The 18,324-nt window shown below is 68.3% G+C and carries 14 protein-coding genes; 9 read left to right on the top strand and 5 right to left on the bottom strand.

Annotated elements, in window-relative coordinates; all coding sequences use genetic code 11:
• Positions 1-3: 3 nt before the first annotated feature.
• Entirely contained in the window at positions 4-240 is a 237-nt protein-coding gene (locus tag FK527_RS03730) for a Fis family transcriptional regulator (RefSeq protein WP_144729845.1), read from the bottom strand.
• Positions 237-1,292 carry a tRNA dihydrouridine synthase DusB gene (dusB, locus tag FK527_RS03725; protein WP_144729842.1) on the bottom strand — a complete coding sequence of 352 codons (1,056 nt, stop codon included), beginning with the start codon at positions 1,290-1,292 and terminating at the stop codon, positions 237-239. Before dusB ends, FK527_RS03730 begins: the two co-directional genes overlap by 4 nt.
• Positions 1,293-1,513: 221 nt before the next feature.
• Here dusB and FK527_RS03720 point away from each other — a divergent pair, with 221 nt between their 5' ends.
• Positions 1,514-1,996, top strand: a complete 483-nt coding sequence (locus FK527_RS03720) for a YqaA family protein (protein ID WP_144729840.1) — start codon at positions 1,514-1,516, stop codon at positions 1,994-1,996.
• On the opposite strand, the gene FK527_RS03715 is transcribed toward FK527_RS03720, so the two are convergent.
• On the bottom strand, positions 1,947-3,728 hold the full coding sequence (locus FK527_RS03715; RefSeq protein WP_144729837.1) for a bifunctional aminoglycoside phosphotransferase/ATP-binding protein: 1,782 nt from the start codon (positions 3,726-3,728) through the stop codon (positions 1,947-1,949). The genes FK527_RS03720 and FK527_RS03715 overlap by 50 nt on opposite strands.
• Before the next feature lie 235 nt (positions 3,729-3,963).
• Between FK527_RS03715 and FK527_RS03710 the strand changes: the two genes are divergently transcribed.
• From FK527_RS03710 to FK527_RS03675, 8 genes are all read left to right on the top strand, one after another.
• The gene (locus tag FK527_RS03710) at positions 3,964-4,512 is read left to right on the top strand and encodes a phosphatidylglycerophosphatase A family protein (protein WP_144729834.1); all 549 of its coding nucleotides are present in this window, start codon (positions 3,964-3,966) and stop codon (positions 4,510-4,512) included.
• A gap of 266 nt (positions 4,513-4,778) precedes the next feature.
• Positions 4,779-5,252 (top strand): CinA family protein, encoded by a 474-nt coding sequence (locus tag FK527_RS03705; RefSeq protein WP_246072663.1) that lies wholly within the window; start codon positions 4,779-4,781, stop codon positions 5,250-5,252.
• Positions 5,249-5,686, top strand: coding sequence for a DUF2946 domain-containing protein (locus FK527_RS03700; protein ID WP_144729831.1), 438 nt, complete (start codon positions 5,249-5,251; stop codon positions 5,684-5,686). The genes FK527_RS03705 and FK527_RS03700 overlap by 4 nt, the downstream gene beginning before the upstream one ends.
• Before the next feature lie 102 nt (positions 5,687-5,788).
• Complete coding sequence (locus FK527_RS03695) at positions 5,789-8,077, top strand: TonB-dependent receptor (RefSeq protein WP_144729827.1); 2,289 nt, start codon at positions 5,789-5,791, stop codon at positions 8,075-8,077.
• 218 nt (positions 8,078-8,295) lie between these two features.
• Positions 8,296-9,987, top strand: coding sequence for an FMN-binding glutamate synthase family protein (locus FK527_RS03690; RefSeq protein ID WP_144729824.1), 1,692 nt, complete (start codon positions 8,296-8,298; stop codon positions 9,985-9,987).
• Between the two features lie 79 nt (positions 9,988-10,066).
• Positions 10,067-10,927, top strand: a complete 861-nt coding sequence (locus FK527_RS03685) for a BUD32 family EKC/KEOPS complex subunit (RefSeq protein ID WP_144729821.1) — start codon at positions 10,067-10,069, stop codon at positions 10,925-10,927.
• A gap of 144 nt (positions 10,928-11,071) precedes the next feature.
• Entirely contained in the window at positions 11,072-11,977 is a 906-nt protein-coding gene (locus FK527_RS03680) for an aspartyl/asparaginyl beta-hydroxylase domain-containing protein (RefSeq protein ID WP_186298377.1), read from the top strand.
• A gap of 42 nt (positions 11,978-12,019) precedes the next feature.
• Positions 12,020-14,254, top strand: coding sequence for a gamma-glutamyltransferase family protein (locus tag FK527_RS03675; protein WP_425460400.1), 2,235 nt, complete (start codon positions 12,020-12,022; stop codon positions 14,252-14,254).
• Positions 14,255-14,339: 85 nt separating this feature from the next.
• Here FK527_RS03675 and FK527_RS03670 read toward each other — a convergent pair whose 3' ends face one another.
• Both FK527_RS03670 and FK527_RS03665 read right to left on the bottom strand, forming a co-directional pair.
• Positions 14,340-16,259 (bottom strand): bifunctional metallophosphatase/5'-nucleotidase, encoded by a 1,920-nt coding sequence (locus FK527_RS03670; RefSeq protein WP_144729815.1) that lies wholly within the window; start codon positions 16,257-16,259, stop codon positions 14,340-14,342.
• Between the two features lie 87 nt (positions 16,260-16,346).
• On the bottom strand, positions 16,347-18,302 hold the full coding sequence (locus FK527_RS03665) for a putative bifunctional diguanylate cyclase/phosphodiesterase (protein ID WP_144729812.1): 1,956 nt from the start codon (positions 18,300-18,302) through the stop codon (positions 16,347-16,349).
• Between the last annotated feature and the right edge of the window lie 22 nt (positions 18,303-18,324).

The raw sequence follows: 18,324 nt of genomic DNA, 5'->3' as shown, positions 1-18,324 counted from the left end.
TAGTCATCGAAGCAACTGATGCTCCATGAGTTTTTTGCGCAGCGTGTTGCGGTTGAGCCCCAGCCACTCGGCGGCGCGCGACTGGTTGTGGCCGGTGTGCTCCATGACCACTTCGAGCAGCGGTTTCTCGACCACGCGCATTAGCATGTCGTACATGCCGTGCGGCGTCTCGCCGTCCAGGTCGCGCAAGTAGCTTTGCAGGTTTTCGCGCACGCAATCGGCAATCGATGGTTTGTTCATGCCGCCAGTCCCTCTGTCGTAGATATGTTGGTATGGTTTGGGCAGGCATCGCCAGGCGCAGGCAGCCGGTCCATGCGCGCGGCCAGCGCATCCAGATAGTCTGCCACGGCCCGCCACTGCGTGGCGCTTTCCTGCGCACTGTGGATGACCTGGCGCAAGGCCGCGCCGCCGGGCAGGGTGCGCGTGTACCAGACGAGGTGCTTGCGTGCGCTGCGCACGCCGGTGTGCTCGCCGTAGAGCTGGTAGTGGTCTTGCAGGTGCGCGAGCAGCAAGGTGCGCAGCTCGGCCACGAGCGGCGGCGCAAGGTATTCGCCCGTGCTCAGGTAGTGGTCGATCTCGCGGAATATCCAGGGTCGGCCCTGCGCCGCGCGGCCTATCATGAGCGCGTCGGCGCCCGTCTGGGCGAGCACGGCGCGCGCTTTGGCGGGCGAGTCGATGTCGCCATTGGCCACCACGGGGATGCGCACCGCCGCCTTTACCGCGGCGATGGTGTCGTACTCGGCTGCGCCGCTGTAGCCCTGCTCGCGCGTGCGGCCATGCACGGTGAGCATCTGCACGCCGGCGCTTTCGGCCGCCCGCGCGAGTGCCACGGCGTTGCGCTGCGCAGCCGACCAGCCGGTGCGCATCTTGAGCGTCACCGGCACGCCCTGCGGCGCGCAAGCGGCCACCACGGCTTCGATGATCGCGAGCGCGAGCGGCTCGTCGCGCATGAGCGCGCTGCCGGCCCATTTGTTGCACACCTTCTTGGCCGGACAGCCCATGTTGATGTCGATGATCTGCGCGCCGCGCTCGATGTTGTAGCGCGCCGCGTCGGCCATCATGGCCGCGTCGGTGCCCGCGATCTGCACCGCGATCGGCCCCGGCTCGCCCCTGTGGTCGGCGCGGCGCGAGGTCTTGAGGCTGTCCCACAGGTCGCGGCGCGAAGTCACCATCTCGCTGACCGCGTAGCCCGCGCCGAAGTGGCGGCACAGCTGGCGAAATGGCCTGTCCGTCACCCCCGCCATGGGGGCGACGAACAGACGGTTGGGAAGGCGGTAGGGGCCGATATGCATGGCAGCGCGCAATGGCAGTCGCAGTGACGCAGCAAAAAAAGAGGCGCGATTGTAGGAGCCTTTCGGACTTTGTACCCGTCGGCTGCAGCTGCGCCGCCCAAAGTCCGAAAGGCTCCTGGCCGCTCAAATTTTAGGCATTTTGGAACGCCTGGCGTGCCTGATCGAGCCGCTGCGCCATGCGCGTTTTCCCGGATACACGCCTACCCTACACTCGCGCCACCATGCAAGCCTGGCTGCAACACCTGCTCGAACTGCTCGCGCTGCCGCAATACGGCCTGGGCACGGTTTTCCTCGTCTCGTTCGTATCGGCGACCTTGCTGCCCATGGGCTCGGAGCCTGCGGTGTTCGGGCTCATCAAGCTCAATCCCGCGCTGTTCTGGCCCACCATCCTCGTCGCGACGGTGGGCAACACGCTGGGCGGCGCCTTGAACTGGTGGCTGGGCCTGGGCACGCACAAGGCGGTGGACAAGGTGCGCGGCAGTGCGCCCGAGCTGCGCGCGCTGGCCTGGCTGCGGCGCTTTGGCCCGCGCGCCTGCCTGCTGAGCTGGCTGCCCATCGTCGGCGACCCGCTGTGCGCCGTGGCCGGCTGGCTGCGGCTGCCGTTCTGGCCCTGCGTGGCGTACATGGCCGTAGGCAAGCTGCTGCGCTACCTGGTCATGACCGCGGTGCTGCTGTACCTGCTGCCGCAGCCGTTTCATTGGTAGCAGCGCCCGGCCCGGCCACCGGCAAGAGCTGCGCCAGCACGGCATCCCAATCGATGGGCTGCGTCGTGTCCAGATGCAGCGTGTGCGCCTCTTCGTGCGCCGACAGCGGCTGCGCCTTGGCCAGCTGCCGCTCCAGCACCGCAAGCGTGGCTTCGGACGCATCGCCGCCCGCCTGCTCGCGCTGGGTGATGCGCGCACGCAGCACCTCGGGCGGCGCCTCGAAGGACAGGATGCGCCAAGGCACGCGCAACTCTGCCGCGAGCGCGATGAAACGCGCGCGCTGGGCGCCGTCCTGCAGCGTGGCATCGACGAGCACGGGGTAGCCCGCCTGCAGCACCGCGCGCGCGAGCTCGGCCAGGCGCGCATAGGTGCGTTCGGTGGCCTCGGGCGTGTAAATGCCGCCGGGCACGGTCGCGCTCGAGGCCTCGGGCGCAAGGCCGAACAGGCGCTTGCGCTCCACATCGGCGCGCACGCGCACCACGCCACGCGCGACCAAGGCCTGCGACTGCGTGGTCTTGCCGGCCCCGGAAAAGCCATGCGCGAGGCCGAGCCAACGGGGCCCCGGCGCGCTCAAAGAGGCTGCAAGCTGCACGTAGCGCTGCACTTCGCCTGCCGCTTCCTGTGCTTCGGCCTGTATTTCGGCCCTTGCTTGGGCCTGTGCTTGGGCCTGCGCCTGGGCCTGTGCCTGGGCCTGCACCTCGCCCGCACATGTACCCGCCTCGGCGTGCAGCTGCGCGAGCCGCACCCCCGCAACGCGCGCGCGCACCAAGGCGCGATAGACGCTGTAGTAGCGCAGCAGCGCCAGCCCCGCGTAGTCGCCCGTGCGCTCGAGCCAGGCGTTGAGAAAGCGCCAGCCCAGGTCGGCACGGCCGTGCACGTGCAAGTCCATGACCAGAAAGGCCACGTCCGCCATCACGTCGATCCAGCGCAGCGCGGGGTTGAACTCGATCGCGTCGAACAGCACCGGCGCGCCCGCCAGCAGCACCAGGTTGCCCAGATGCAGGTCGCCGTGGCATTCACGCACCCAGCCTTGCTGCAGGCGCGCCGCGAACACCGGCGCAAGCGCCTCGCCCTGCGCCGCGCACCACTGTGCGAGCGCCTGCACCATGGGCGCGAGCGCGGGCAGCGCTGCCGCAGCCACGCTTTGCACGGCCTGCACGCACTCGATGACTGGCGCGCGCACCGCAGCCGCGCTGCCCCAGCCCGCATCCGGCGCGGCCACCGCCGCCGCAGCGTGGAATTGCGCCACGTGCCGCGCCAGCGCGTCGATGTGCGCGGGCAGCAGGCGCCCTTGTGCGAGCATCGTCGCGAGCAGATCGTGCTGCGCAAAACGCCGCATGTGCACGGCATGTGCCAACGCCTGCAGGCCGCGGGCGTCGGCCTCGGCCGCGGGCAGCACGCGCAAGCTGCCCGACTCTTGCGCTTGGGATATGGCATCGTCCTCGACCACCGCCACCACGTCGAGGTACAGCTGCGGCGCCGTGCGCCGGTTGATGCGCAGCTCCTCCTCGCAGGCCGCGCGCCGCAGCGCCGCCGTGCTGAAGTCGAGGAATTCGAGCTTCAGCGGCTTTTTGAACTTGTAAACATGCTCGCCCACGAGCAGCAGCCACGAGATATGCGTCTGCAGCCGCTCCACACTGGGCGCTGCATGGCCAAAGGCCTGCGGCTGGCGCTGCAGGCGCTCGAGCAAGGTCTGGGCTTGCCCAAAGGCATCGGGGAGATCGCTGGGCATGGCATGGTCTCAGGCACGGAGGTCGGCGGATTTTTGCATGGGATGGCGCTGCGTCCGCTGCCCGCGCACGGGCATGGGCATGAAGCGTCTGCCCTGCCCGTGGCGACCCGCACCGCAACCGCGCCCAAGCAGGCTCGTTAGAATTTGCAACCCTTTGGGTTCGGCGCCATCCACTTTTCATGGACCTGCCCGCCGCCCGAACCCCAAAACAGACGAACCAGCCCAGCGTGGCGACATGCCAACCCTTTCTGTGAGCAAGCCTTCGAGCACCCCGCCCCCGCGCCGTCCGCTGCGGCCCGGCGTGGGCTTTTTGCTGCTGCATCCGGCGCATTTCCTCGCGCTCGGCGCAGGCGCGGGGCTGAGCCGCATTGCGCCGGGCACGGTGGGCACGCTCTGGGCCTGGCTCAGCTACCTCGTGCTGCAGCAGTGGCTGAGCCCTCTGCAGATCGGTTTGCTGATCGCCGCGGGCGCCGTGCTTGGCTGGTGGGCCTGCACGCTGACGGCGCGGCACCTGGGCGTGGCCGACCCGCCCGCCGTGGTCTGGGACGAAATCGTGGCCTTCTGGCTCGTGCTGTGGCTGGCCAGCCCCATGGGCGGCTGGGGGCAGTTCTGGGCCTTCGTGCTGTTTCGCTTTTTTGACGCCGCCAAGCCCGGCCCCGTGGGCTGGGCCGACCGCGTGTGCAAGGGGCTGGGCTGGCGCGGCGGCTTCGGCATTTTGTGGGACGACTTCGTGGCGGCGTTTTGCACGCTGTTCGTGATCGCGCTCTGGAGGTTTTTTGCATGAGCGCGCAGGGACTCCTAAAACAAGAGCTGCAAGCGCTTGATATACCTGCGCTAGGAGCCTGTCGGGCTTTGGGCGTCGAAAGCGAGAATGCGCCCCAGCGAGGCCAGTTTTTGCCGGATTCGCCGCCCCATAGTGGTGCTATGGGGCAAGAAGACGGTAAAAAATGGGCCGCTGCGGCGCATTCGCAGCCGACGATTCCAAAGTCCGACAGGCTCCTAGAGCCTGTTTTGACCCTTATTTCTGCGCAGCTGCTGCGGCGCGGCTGGATGCTTGCCACGGCCGAGAGCTGCACGGGCGGGCTGATCGCCGCGGCCTGCACCGAGCTTGCGGGTTCGAGCCAATGGTTCGAGCGCGGCTTCGTGAGCTACTCGAACGCGGCCAAGACCGAGCTGCTGGGCGTGGACGCGGCGCTGATCGCGCGCCACGGCGCCGTGAGCGAGCCCGTGGTGCGTGCGATGGCCAGCGGCGCGCTCGCGCATGCACACGCGCAGCTGAGCCTCGCCGTCACCGGCGTCGCGGGCCCGAGCGGCGGCAGCGTCGACAAACCCGTGGGCACGGTGTGGTTCGGCTGGTGTCTGCCGGCCACCCAGCCAGATTGCGCGCCCGATCATGCGCCGCTGCTGCACAGCGAGGTACGGCACTTTGCCGAGGACGGCTTGACGACGCGCGCGCAAATACGCGCCGCCACGGTGCAGCACGCGCTGACGCGGCTGGCCGAGCGGCTCGCGGCCAGCGCTTGAAAACCCACCCCCAGATCGGCAACCCCACCATGACGGCATTGCGCAACACGCGGCTCAAGCGCTTCGGCGCGTGGTTCGCCTTGTGCGCGCTGCTGTGGAGCCTGGGCACGCCGCTGCTCTCGGCCTGGGCGCAATCCTGGGCCGCGGCCGATGCGCTGCCCTGGGACGAGCAGGTGTGCAGCGCCATGGGCGCCGTGCATGCCAGCGCGCCCGACCCGGCGGCACCGCAAACGCCCGATGCGCTGCTGTCGCTGCCGCACTGCCCGCTGTGCGTGCTGCACGGCCACACGCCCGCGCCGCCGCCCGCAACCGCACAAGTCAGTTTCAGCGCCGCACAAGCCCAGGCTGCGCCGCAGGGCGCCGCCACGCAAGCGCCGCGCACGCACGAGCCGCTGCGCGCACACCGCACACGCGCACCCCCCGTTTTCTCCTGAACCCAAGCCATTGCAGGCATGCGCCGCGCGCATGGCCCTGCCCGTTTGCGTGCCTGCGCCGCCAGCGCGCCGCAAAAAAACCTTCATATTCAGGAGATTTCGATGAAAACCCGTTCCCCCCAAGCCGAGCGCCTCGCGCTCGGCCTCATCGCCGCTGCGGTCTGCCAGGCCGTCGCCGCGCAGGAGGCGCAAGACGCGCCAGAAAACACCACACCGCGCCTGCCGCAAGTCACCGTGACGGCACCCAAGGCGACCAGCACCGTTGCCACGCCCGCCGAGCCCCAAGACCTGCCCGCGCTGCGCGCCGCGACGAGCGACACCGCGAGCCTGCTGCGCGACATGCCGGGCGTGAGCCTGTACGGCGCGGGCGGCGTCTCCAGCCTGCCCGTGATCCACGGCCTGGCCGACGACCGGCTGCGCATCAAGCTCGAAGGCATGGACTTGATGGCCGCCTGCCCCAACCACATGAACCCGCCGCTGTCGTACATAGACCCGAGCAACGTGGGCAGCGTGCAGGTCTATGCCGGCATCGCGCCCGTGAGCGTGGGCGGCGACGCGATCGGCGGCGCCATCGTGGTCGAGCCGCTGCCGCCGGTGTTCGCCGCGCCCGGCACGGCCAACCTGACCACGGGCCAGGTCGGCACGCACTACCGCAGCAACGGCGACGCCGCGGGCGCCAACCTGCGCGCCACTTATGCGACCGAGACCTTCAACATCACCTACGCGGGCTCGATCGCGCAGTCCGACAACTACAAGGCTGGCGGCGACTTCAAGAACTACGACGCCACGGGCCGCCCCGGCCACACGCTGGCGCGCGACGAGGTCGGCTCCACGGCCTACGAGACGCGCAACCACGAGCTCGGCGTGGCCTGGCGCGGCAGCGGCCAGCTCGTCGAGGCCAAGCTCGGCTTTCAAGACATGCCCTACCAGCTGTACCCGAACCAGCGCATGGACATGCTCGACAACACCCAGCACCGCATCAACCTGCGCTACTTGGGGCAGTTCGACTGGGGCGCGCTCGAGGCGCGCGCCTACCACGAGAAGGTCGATCACTTCATGGACTTCGGCGACGACAAGCGCTACTGGTACGGCACGGCCTCGGGCGGGCCCACGGCAGCCAACGGCAACCCGTGTTCCCCCATTGGCTCGGCCTGCGCGGCGGGCATGCCCATGTACACGCAGAGCAAAAACACCGGCGCCTCGATCAAGGCCAGCATAGACTTGGGCCCGCGCGACCTGCTGCGCGTGGGTGGCGAGCTGCAAAACTACCGCCTCGACGACTGGTGGCCCCCATCGGGCGGCGGCATGTGGCCCAACACCTTCTGGAACATCAACGACGGCAAGCGCGACCGCATCGGCCTGTTTGGCGAATGGGAGCGCCAGATCGACGCGCAGTGGATGGGCCTGGTCGGCGCACGCTACGAGCGCGTCAAGACCGATGCCGGGTCGGTGCAAGGCTACAACATGATGTACAACACTGCGGCCTTCAACGCGAGCGACCGCAGCCGCAGCGACGACAACTGGAACCTCGCGGCCATCGCACGCTATACGCCCGACACCACGCGCAGCGTGGAATTCGGCTACGCCTTCAAGACGCGCTCGCCCAACCTCTACGAACGCTATTCCTGGTCCAGCATGGGCATGGCCGCAGGGATGAATAACTTTGTGGGCGACGGCAACGGCTACTTCGGCAACCCCAACCTGCAGCACGAGATGGCGCACACCTTCTCGGCCACGTTCGACCTGCACGCCGCCGACCGCGAGTGGGAGTTCAAGGCCACGCCCTACTACTCGCGTGTGAACAACTTCATCGACGCGGTGCAGTGGAGCGCCATGGGCAACGCCCCCGCGACGATGCCCCTGCGCAACCAGTTCGTCGTCCTGCGCTACGCCAACCAGAGCGCGCGCCTGTATGGGCTGGATCTTTCGGGCAAGATGCCGCTGGCCAAGACCGACTTCGGGCGCTTCGGGCTGCTTGGCTTGCTCAACTACACCAACGGCAAGAACCGCGACACGGACGACCATCTCTACAACATCATGCCGCTCAACGCCAAGCTGGCGCTCACGCACCAGTACGAGCGCTGGAGCAACGGGCTCGAGCTGCAAATGGTCAAGCGCAAGTCGCAGGTTTCGGACGTGCGCAACGAGCTGCAAACGCCCGGCTACGCGCTTTTCAACCTGCGCTCGAGCTACCGCTGGAAAAACGTGCGCGTGGACTTCGGCGTCGAAAACCTGTTCGACAAGCTCTACTACCAGCCGCTCGGCGGTGCCTACCTGGGCCAGGGCACGACCATGTCGATGAACAAGGAAAAAGCCGGCACCACACTCTGGGGCACCGGCGTGCCCGGCATGGGGCGCTCGATCTACGCGGGCCTGACCGTGGACTTCTGACGCGCGGGCAGCGCCGTCACCTCGCAAGGCCGCCGCGTGCGGCCTTTTTTGATCGAATCGGTCCAAAACCCGCAGTAAAAAAGCATGAGAAGCTATCTTTATGGAAGCATCCACGGTCTTTCACTGCACGGTATCCAAGGGCATCTACGCTGGCGGGAGCATCGGACCTCAGGGGCTTTTATGATGGCCAAGAGCCCACCACTCTTTCTGCCAGCCCCATGCAAAAACCCCTGCCCACGCTATTCCCGATCCGCTACACCGCACTGCTGCTGTGCGTACTCGCCCTGCTGTGGGCGGGCGTGGTGGCCGTGCAGCGCGTGCAGGGCGGGCTTGCGCTGGGCTGGCCCACGGGCGCAGCGCTCGCGCTGTGTGCGCTGCTGGTGCTGCTGGGCCTCTATGACCTGATCCAGCCGCACCACGCCATTTTGCGCAACTACCCCGTGATCGGGCACCTGCGCTATCTGCTCGAAACCATCCGCCCCGAAATCCGCCAGTATTTCATCGAGGGTGACCGTGAGGCCGAGCCGTTTTCGCGCGCGCAGCGCTCGCTGGTCTATCAGCGCGCCAAGGGTGAGCCCGACAACCGCCCGTTCGGCACCCTGCTCGACGTGAGCGAGAGCGGCTACGAATGGATCAACCACTCGCTCGCGCCCACGCGCATCGCTTCGCACGACTTTCGCGTCTGGGTCGGCGGCACGCCGCAGCAGCCCTCGCCCTCGGTGAGCCCCTGCACGCAGCCGTATGCGATGAGCGTGTTCAACATCTCGGCGATGAGCTTTGGCGCGCTCTCGGCCAACGCGATTCTTGCGCTCAACCAGGGCGCGAAGATCGGCGGCTTTGCGCACGACACGGGCGAGGGCTCGATCTCGCGCTACCACCGCGTGCACGGCGGCGACCTGGTGTGGGAGATCGCCTCGGGCTACTTCGGCTGCCGCAACGCCGACGGCAGCTTCAACCCCGATCGCTTTGCCGAGCAGGCAAGCGCGCCGCAGGTCAAGATGATCGAGATCAAGCTCAGCCAGGGCGCCAAACCCGGCCAGGGCGGCATGCTGCTGGGCCCCAAGGTCACGCCCGAAATCGCCGAGGCGCGCGGCGTGCCCGCGTGGCAAGACTGCATCTCGCCGCCCAGCCACAGCGCGTTTGCCACGCCCATCGAACTGCTGCAGTTCGTCGCGCGGCTGCGCATGCTCTCGGGCGGCAAGCCCACGGGCTTCAAACTGTGCATAGGCCACCCGTGGGAGTGGTTCGCCATCGCCAAGGCCATGCGCGAGACCGGCATCACGCCCGACTTCATCACCGTCGATGGCGCCGAGGGCGGCACGGGCGCGGCGCCGGTCGAGTTCAGCGACCACGTAGGCGCGCCGCTGCAAGAGGGCTTGCAATTGGTGCACCACACCCTCGTGGGCCTGAACCTGCGCGATCGTGTGCGCATAGGCTGCGCGGGCAAGGTGGTGTCGGCCTTCGACCTGGCGCGCATGCTGGCGCTGGGCGCCGACTGGTGCAATGCCGCACGCGGCTTCATGATGGCGCTGGGCTGCGTGCAGGCGCAAAGCTGCCACACCGGCCGCTGCCCCACGGGCGTGGCCACGCAGGACGCACGGCGCCAGCGCGCGCTGGTCGTGCCCGACAAAGCCCAGCGCGTGGCGCAGCTGCACCGCAGCACGCTGCACGCCTTCAAGGAGCTGCTGCAGGCCGCGGGCCTGTCGCACCCGAGCGAAATCACCACCGAGCACATCGTGCGCCGCATCAGCGCCACCGAAGTGCGCCCGCTCGCGCGCCTGCTCACGCCGCTGCAGCCCGGCGCTTTGCTCGACACCGCGCCCGGTATGCTCGACGCGCTGCCCAACCTGTACCGCCTGTATTGGCCCATGGCCGACGCGCACAGCTTTCAGCCGGCGCCGCAGCGTTAGCTTTTCGGTCACCGCCGCGTCGCGCGAACGAGCGCATGCGCTACGCTTGGCACTTTAGCTTTTGCATGCTTTTTGCCGCATGACGCCCTTGTCTCCTGCCACTGCCGCTACGGTTTTTGCTAATCCCGCCCACCCACCCGAGACCTACGCAGCCTTTTTGCGCGCGCAGCTGCCGCGCCAGCAGGGCAACGTCGTACCGTATGAGATCGACGGCGAACGCGTGTGGCTGAAAAAAGCCGGCACCCCGCACAGCATCTGGCGCTACCGCGTGCTCGGCCTGGCTGCACGCACGCTGCGCCTTGCGGCGCTGCAGCCCGTGCCGAACCTGGGTGGCCAAGAGGCCATTGCCACCGAAGTGCGCCGCCTGCGCGCGCTGCACGCGCTGGGCCTGCGCGTGCCGCAGGTGCTGGCCGCGCAGCCCGAGGGCTTTCTGATGCAAAACCTCGCCACGCGCGGCACGCTGATCGACGAAATGGACGCCGCGCGCGGCGACGCGCAGACCATCCTCACGATCTGGCAGCAGGGCCTGCAGGCGCTCGCACAGGTGCACGCTGCAGGCGCCTGCCTGAGCCAGGCCTTTGCACGCAACATGGTGCGCTGCAGCGACGGCGTGGTGGGCTTCGTGGACTTCGAGGAGGACCCGAGCGCCGTGCTGCCGCTGCCGCTGTGCCAGGCGCGCGACGCGCTGCTCTATGCGCACTCCTGCGCCATTTATCTGACCGAAAGCGGCACCCTCGCCGCCGGCCATGCGCTGTGGGCAGACTGGCTCGCGCACAGCAGCCCCGCGATGCAGGCCGCGCTGGCAACCGACCTGCCGCGCCTGCACTGGCTGCGCCTCTTGCCCCAAAGCCGCAGCCTGGGGCGCGACCTGCAGCGCGTGCGCGCGGCCTACGACTTGCTGACTTACGGCGCTCCCAAAAGCGCCCACGCGGGTGGCTGAGGCTTGCCCAAGATCAAACGCCTTGCCTGCGTGCGGGCATGGGGCATGCGCTTGCCGGCACAATGCGCGTTTGCGGCGCGAGAACCCGCCGTCGCAAGGCATGCACGGGATACGGAGTGAAATATGGACCTGAATGGGGCAAGCATCGTCAAATGGGCCATCGTGGGGTTTTTTCTGGCCTGCGTGCTGTACGTGCATTTTCGCGGGCGCACGCGGCTGCCGTTCATGCGCCAGCTGTTCGACCACTCCTCGTTCGTCGCGCCGATCAACGTCTTTCTCTACGCCTTTTCGGCCGTGCCCACGCGCAGTGCCTACCTGCCCACGAGCCAATTCCCGGGCCTGCAGACCATCGCCGACCATTGGGAGATGATCCGCGACGAGGCGCTCGCGCTGCGCGAGCAGGGGCGCATCCGCGGCACCGACAAGAACGACGACGCGGGCTTCAACTCGTTTTTCAAAAACGGCTGGAAGCGCTTTTACCTCAAGTGGTACGAGGTCAGCCCGCCCTCGGCCTCGGCCCTGTGCCCCAAAACCGTGGCGCTGCTGCGCGACATCCCCGGCGTCAAGGCCGCGATGTTTGCCGAGCTGCCGCCAGGCGGCAAGCTCAACATCCACCGCGACCCGTTCGGCGGCTCGCTGCGCTACCACCTGGGCCTGGCCACGCCCAACGACGATCGCTGCTTCATCGAGGTCAACGGCGAGCGCCACGCCTGGCACGACGGCGAGGGCTTCGTGTTCGATGAAACCTTTTTGCACTGGGCCATCAACGGCACCGAGCGCAACCGCCTGATCCTGTTTTGCGACCTCGAGCGCCCCATGAAATACCGCTGGGCCCAGGCCGTGAACCGCTGGCTGGGCCGCACGCTGCTCAGCGCCGCGGCCTCGCCCAACGACACCGGCGACAAAACCGGCGTCATCAACAAGATCTTCCGCATCTTCTGGTACGCGGGGCAATACCGGCGCCGGCTCAAGAACTTCAGCAAGCCGCTGTATTACCTCATCAAATACGGGCTGATCGTCGCTCTGGTGGCCTTCATCATCTACCTCTGACTGTGCACGCCGCACATTGCGCATCGCACGTCTCCTCCATCCATGTCCGCCACCACGCCGCGCCTGCTGCACCAGTTTGCCTTCTGGCTCGCCTTGGCATGCCTTGCGACGGGCACGGCGCAGGCGCGCGATCCCGCGCGGCCGTCGAGCGCACCCGCGCCGTGCAGCGCCGTCAGCACCAGCGAAGATGCTGCCAGCGCACACGCAAATCAGCGCCACGCCCAACCAGGCACTCCAGCCGGCTCCCAAGCCGCCGTGGCGCCCGGCGTGCCCGAGCCGGCCTCGGGCTACCGCGCCAAGCCGCTCGTGCGCGCGCGCCGCTTCATGGTCGTGGCGGCGCATCCGCTGGCGGCGCAGGCCGGCTGCGCGGTTTTGCAGCGCGGCGGCTCGGCCGTCGATGCGGCGGTGGCTGCGCAAATGGTGCTGGGCTTGGTGGAGCCGCAGTCCTCGGGCCTGGGCGGCGGGGCTTTTTTGCTGCACTACGACGCGCGGCGCAACACTGTCACGTCCTACGACGGACGCGAAACCGCGCCCGCCGCGGCCACCGAGGACTATCTGCGCACCGTGAGCGAGGGCGACCCGGCGCCGCCCGCACCCGTGCGCGGCGCGCCCGAGGCTCCGGCAGCGTTCAACGCGCTGCGCCAGAGCGGGCGCTCGGTGGGCACGCCCGGCGTGCTGCGCATGCTGGAGCTCGCCTACCGCGACCACGGACGCCTGCCCTGGCCGCAGTTGCTGCAGCCGGCGATCCACCTTGCCGCGCACGGCTTTGCCATCGGCGGGCGCCTGGCCGACGCCATTGCCGGTGCACAAGCGCTGCTGCGCACCGACCCCGAGGCGGCAGCGTACTTCCTGCAGCCCGACGGCAGCCCCAAACCGCGCGGCAGCCTGCTGCGCAACCCCGCCTACGCAGCCACGCTGCAGACGCTCGCCCAAGATGGTGTGGATGCTTTCTACCGCGGCCCCATCGCGGCGAGCATCGTGCAAAAAATCCGCCTCACGCGCGGCGGCCAGCCGGCCGTGCCGATCACGCCGGGCCTGACCAGCGTCGATGACTTGGCCAACTACCGCGCGCTGCGCCGTGCGCCCGTGTGCACCGGCTACCGCACCTATTGGGTCTGCGGCATGGGCGCACCCTCTTCGGGCGGCATCACCGTGGCGGCGACGCTGGGCATACTGGAAAACTTCGACCTGCCAAGTCTGCCGCCGACCGGGCTCGACGCCCTCGGCGGCCACCCGCAGGCACAAGCCGTGCACTGGATCACCGAGGCCGAGCGCCTGGCCTACGCCGACCGCAACCGCTACATCGCCGACCCCGACTTCGTGCCACTGCCCGGCGGCTCGGCCGCGGCGCTGCTCGATAAAAACTATCTGCGCGAGCGCGCCAGCCTGATCGCCGCCGACCGCAGCATGGGCACGGCGCAGCCCGGCGAGTTTGCGCAGGTGCAAAAAATGGGCTTGAGCAGCGCTGAAGGCCAAGGCACGACGCAGATCACCGTGGTCGATGCGCGCGGCAACGTGGTCAGCATGACGAGCAGCATCGAAAGCAGCATGGGCTCGTTTCGCATGACGCACGGTTTTTTGCTGAACAACGAGCTCACCGACTTTTCCGTGCTGCCGCGCGACGCGCACGGCCCGATCGCGAACCGCGTGCAGGGCGGCAAGCGCCCGCGCAGCTCCATGGCGCCCACGCTGGTGTTCCGCAAAAAGCCGGACGGCTCTAGCAGCCTGTCGGACTTTGGAATCGTCGGCTGCGAATGCGCCGCAGCGGCCCATTTTTTACCGGCTTCTTGCCCCATAGTCCCGCTATGGGGCGGCGAATCCGGCAAAAACTGGTCTCGCCGGGGCGCATTCTCGCTTTCGACGCCCAAAGTCCGACAGGCTGCTAGGGGCGGCTTCGTGCTCGCCACGGGCTCGCCCGGCGGCGCGGCCATCATTCAGTATGTGACCAAGACGCTGGTGGGCGCGCTCGACTGGGGCCTGTCTGCGCAGCAGGCCACGGCCATGATCGACTTTGGCGCCGCGAACAGCCCTGTGACCTATGTCGGCGGCGAGCACCCGAACGTCAACACCGCGGCTCCACCAGGCGGCCTGGCAGGCGATAACGACGCGCTCGTGCGCGGCCTGCGCGCGCGCGGGCACCAGGTCAGCCTCGGCGCGCAAAGCAGCGGCATCGCAACCATCATGCGCACGCGCTGGCGTGGCCGCCCCGTGCTCGAAGGCAGCGCCGACCCGCGGCGTGAGGGAGCGGCGCTGGGGGATGGTTTTTCGGCCCGCTGACAGCACCGCAAAGGCTGAAAAAGCCGGCACGCGAAAAAGGCCGGTGCACGCGGCGCCAGACTTCCTGCGCACCCGACCCAACACATCAAGGCAGCGTCACCCCGGCCTTGGTGACCACCTTCTGGTGCGCATAGTCGCCGCGCTGCGGGCGGCTCAGTGTGCCTTTGGCAAGCACGTAATCGACGAAGCTCTGCGTGTAGAGCAGGTAGGTGTTGACGTAGCGGCCCGCAGCGTAAACCTTGCCCAGCGCGGTATAGCCGTCCTTGCCCGAGGCGACGTAATCGTTGGTCACGAGCACATAGGTCTTGGCCGGGTCTATCGCCGCCCAGGCGCCCGTGGTCTTGTCGCGCACCTGCAAGTTCGCAATGCGCTGGCCCTTGGGCTGGCTCATGTCCAGGTCCCAGCGCAGGCCCGCAGCGTAGGGGTGCGAGCCGTCGGACTGCTTGTTGTCGAGGTGATTCGCCACACCGTCTTCGAGCGCGGCGACCACCTCGGCGCCGCTCACGTCGAGCTCCACGAGCACGTTGGTAAAGGGCAGCAGCGTGAAGGCGGTATTCATGCTCAGCGGCCCGGCGGGGATGGCGATGCGCACGCCGCCCGCGTTCTGCAGGGCGAAATTGGCGCGCTTGCTCGCATTCAGGAAGGCTTCGGCCACCGCCTGCGCAGCGTCGCTGCCGCGCGCAAGCGTGTTGGCGCTTTCGCAGCCGGCCACGCCGGCGCTGCGGTTGGTCGCTTCGCCGGGCACGCGCACCAGGCACAGGGCCTCGCTGGCGCTGCCTATGGACTTGGCCTTTTCGGCGCTGACCTGGCTGGTGTAAGCCGCGAGCGTCTGCGCAGCCTGGGCGTCGGGGCTGAGCACCTTCACGGCCGGGTTGGCTGCGAGCTTGGCCATCAGCGCCTGGCGCTCGGCGTCGGCCAGCGGCTGCCAGGCTCCTGTGCCGTCCTGGCGCTTGAAGCTGTCGCCAATCAGCAGCGAGGCCTGCCCGCTGCACTTGTCCACGCTGCCTTGCGCGTTGAATTCCACGCGCATGAGCCCGCTCGCCTTGGCGTATTCCCAGGCCTGGCCTATGCACACGGTCTCGCCCGACTTGTTCTTGGCCACCGTGGGGTAGGCGCCGGCGCTATTCAAGCCCAGCGCCTGGAAGTCGCCCAGCAGCGTGTGCGAGTCGCCGCCGATGATCACGTCCACGTCGCTGAGCTTGGCCGCGAGCGCCTTGTCGTTGTCGTAGCCCAGGTGCGTCATCAGCACGATGTGGCGCACGCCCTTGTTGCGCAGCGTGTCTATGGTCTGCTGCGCGGCAGTGGCTTCGTCGAGGAACTGTGTGGTGGGCAGCGGGCGCGAGGAGTTCGTCGTCTTGTCCTTGGTGGTCAGGCCGATGATGCCCACGTCCACGCCGTCGATGTTGCGGATGAGGTAGGGCTGCAGGTAGGGCGCAGCGCCGCTGGGCGCAAGCGCAGTGCCCGCCTGCGGCACGATGTTGGCCGACAGCGCGGGCGTCTTGCAGCTGCTGCCGGCGGGGCGGTTGGCCGGGTCCCACAGATAGTCGAGGAATTGCTTGAGCTCGGCGTCGCCGTCGTCGAACTCGTGGTTGCCGGGGATGAAGGCGTCGAAGCAGATGCTGTTCATGAGCTGCGCGTCGGCCTGGCCCTTGAAGAAGGTGTAGTAGAGCGTGCCCGTGAGCGCGTCGCCCGCGTGCAGCTTGAGCAGGTTGGGCGTGCCTGCGAGCGACTTGAAGAACGCCGCCTGGCGCGCAAAACCGCCGAGATCGACCTGCGTGGCCACGCCGTCGAGCTGCAGCTGCGTGGCGGCAAACGGATCGAGCTGCGAATGGTGGTCGTTGATGTGCGCGATGTTGAGCGACAGCGGCTTGTAGCTGGGGCTGTCGTCATCACCGCCACAGGCGCTCAGGCCGAAGGCGGCGCCGCACAGCAGCACGAGCGCCAGCACGCGCGGGGCACGGGAACGAAACGGGGACGACACGGGAATGGACAGGTTTTCAGTCATGGCGCGCAAAGCTTGGGTTGGTGATGCCCCCAATCCTTGCGCGCCACGATGACGGCGGCGTGAAAGCAAATGTTGCGGGCGGGCTTTTCAGCGCCCTGCATCGGCACGCAGCAGAGCCTCGAACTCGGCCGCGGGCACGGGGCGGCTGCGAAGATAGCCCTGGTAGCTGTCGCAGCCGTGCGCGCGCAGGAATTCGAGCTGCGCCGCGGTTTCCACGCCCTCGGCGAGCACGCGCAGGCCCATGCTGTGGCCCATCGCAATGATGGCGTTGCTGATGGCCATGTCGTCCTCGTTGCGCGGAATGTCGCGCACAAAGCCCTGGTCGATCTTGAGCACCTGGATCGGGTAGCGCTTGAGCTGCACGAGCGACGAGTAGCCAGTGCCGAAGTCGTCGATCGCCAGTTGCACGCCGAGCGCGCGCAGCTGGTGCAGGATGCGCAGCGCGTGTTCGTGGTTTTCGGCGAGCGCGCTCTCGGTGATCTCGAGCTCCAGCCGTTCTGCGGCAAAGCCGCTTTGCGCCAGCGCCTGCGCCACCGCCGCGGGCAGGTCGCTGTGGCGCAGCTGGCGCGGCGAGACGTTCACCGCGAGCGTGAGCTCCGGCAGGCCCGCAGCGCGCCACGCCTGCCCTTGCCGGCAAGCCTCGGCCAGCACCCAGGCGCCCAGCGGCACGATCAGGCCCGAAACTTCGGCCACGGGAATGAAGCGCGCGGGCGAAACCAGGCCCTCGTCGGGGTCGAGCCAGCGCACCAGCGCCTCCGCCCCCACGATACGGCCCGTGGCGATGTCGATCTGCGGCTGGTAGTGCAGCACGAGCTGCCCCTGCTGCAGCGCCTGGCGCAGGCGCGACTCGAGCGCGAGGCGTTCGCGCGCAGCCTGCGTCATCTCCTCGGCGTAAAAACACCATGCACCGCGCCCCTGCGCCTTGGCGCCATAGACGGCGGCGTGCGCCCCCTGCAGCAGTGCCTTGGCTGTGCCCGCATGCTCGGGGAACAGGCAGATGCCCACGCTTGCGCCGGCCTCGACCTCGAAGCCCTCGGGCGAGCGCCAGGGCACGGCCACGGCCGCGATGAGCTGGCGCGCCACCGTGGCGGCTTCGTCGGGGTGGCGCAGATGGCGCGCCACCAGCGCGAACTCATCCCCCGCCATGCGCCCCAGCAGGTCGCCCGCGCGCAGCACCGACTGCAGTTGCTGCGCGATGTGGCGCAACACCTGGTCGCCCACGGTGTGGCCGTAGCTGTCGTTCACGTCCTTGAAACGGTCGAGGTTGAGCTGCAGCACGGCCAGGCGCTCGCCGCTGGGACGCGCCTGCTGCATGGCGGCCTCGAGCTGCTGCACGAACCACAGGCGGTTCGCCAGACCCGTGAGCGGGTCGTGGTTCGCAAGGAATTCCATGCGCTCGTGTTGCGCTTTTTCGGTAGAGATGTCGCTGAACACGCACACGTAGTGTGTGATTTCGCCCGCGGCGTTGCGCACCGCGCTCAGCGACATGTGCTCGGGGAAGATCTCGCCGTTTTTGCGCCGGTTCCAGATCTCGCCCTGCCAGTGGCCCGTGCTCAGTATTTGCGCCCACATCGCCTGGTAGAACGCCTGATCGTGCCGCCCCGACTTAAACAGGCGCGGCGTCTGGCCCAGCACCTCCTGCTCGGTATAGCCCATGAGGCGCGTGAACGCCGTATTGACCGAGAGGATGCGGCTTTGCGCATCGGTCACGACGACGCCTTCGGCGGTGTGCTCTACCGCGGTGTGCGCCAGTCGCTGGCGCTCCGCGCTGCTCGCGCTTTCGGCCCGCGCCTTTTGCGCGCGCCACAGCAGCACACCGGCCAGCAGCGCCGTGAGCAGCACGTACAGCCAGCCCTTGACGGTCTGCCAGCGCGTGAGCTCGGCAGTGTCGCCGGCCCAACGCTCGAGCAGAGCGTCGCCCACATAGATCCAGACCACGCCGAAGACGAGGTACAGCAACGCCCCTTGCCAGGGCGCGAGCGGGCGCGCCGGGCGAGGCGGGGCCTCTTCGGTGCTTGCTTTGGCGTTTTGCGATGTGGGCATTCCTGCAATCCGGCTCGCGCTC

Source organism: Extensimonas perlucida (genome assembly GCF_007655255.1).
GTDB classification, from domain to species: domain Bacteria; phylum Pseudomonadota; class Gammaproteobacteria; order Burkholderiales; family Burkholderiaceae_C; genus Extensimonas; species Extensimonas perlucida.
Note: the sequence above shows the minus strand (reverse complement) of the source record. Positions and strands in the feature narration are given on the sequence as shown.

Excerpts from the sequence above, each read along its gene's own strand:
- FK527_RS03710 (WP_144729834.1), top strand. The coding sequence starts at position 3,964 with ATGCCAACCCTTTCTGTGAGCAAGCCTTCGAGCACCCCGCCCCCGCGC.
- FK527_RS03690 (WP_144729824.1), top strand. The coding sequence starts at position 8,296 with ATGCAAAAACCCCTGCCCACGCTATTCCCGATCCGCTACACCGCACTG.
- FK527_RS03675 (WP_425460400.1), top strand. The coding sequence starts at position 12,020 with ATGTCCGCCACCACGCCGCGCCTGCTGCACCAGTTTGCCTTCTGGCTC.
- FK527_RS03730 (WP_144729845.1), bottom strand. The coding sequence starts at position 240 with ATGAACAAACCATCGATTGCCGATTGCGTGCGCGAAAACCTGCAAAGC.
- FK527_RS03670 (WP_144729815.1), bottom strand. The coding sequence starts at position 16,259 with ATGACTGAAAACCTGTCCATTCCCGTGTCGTCCCCGTTTCGTTCCCGT.
- dusB (WP_144729842.1), bottom strand. The coding sequence starts at position 1,292 with ATGCATATCGGCCCCTACCGCCTTCCCAACCGTCTGTTCGTCGCCCCC.
- FK527_RS03705 (WP_246072663.1), top strand. The coding sequence starts at position 4,779 with ATGCTTGCCACGGCCGAGAGCTGCACGGGCGGGCTGATCGCCGCGGCC.
- FK527_RS03720 (WP_144729840.1), top strand. The coding sequence starts at position 1,514 with ATGCAAGCCTGGCTGCAACACCTGCTCGAACTGCTCGCGCTGCCGCAA.
- FK527_RS03665 (WP_144729812.1), bottom strand. The coding sequence starts at position 18,302 with ATGCCCACATCGCAAAACGCCAAAGCAAGCACCGAAGAGGCCCCGCCT.
- FK527_RS03715 (WP_144729837.1), bottom strand. The coding sequence starts at position 3,728 with ATGCCCAGCGATCTCCCCGATGCCTTTGGGCAAGCCCAGACCTTGCTC.
- FK527_RS03685 (WP_144729821.1), top strand. The coding sequence starts at position 10,067 with ATGACGCCCTTGTCTCCTGCCACTGCCGCTACGGTTTTTGCTAATCCC.
- FK527_RS03695 (WP_144729827.1), top strand. The coding sequence starts at position 5,789 with ATGAAAACCCGTTCCCCCCAAGCCGAGCGCCTCGCGCTCGGCCTCATC.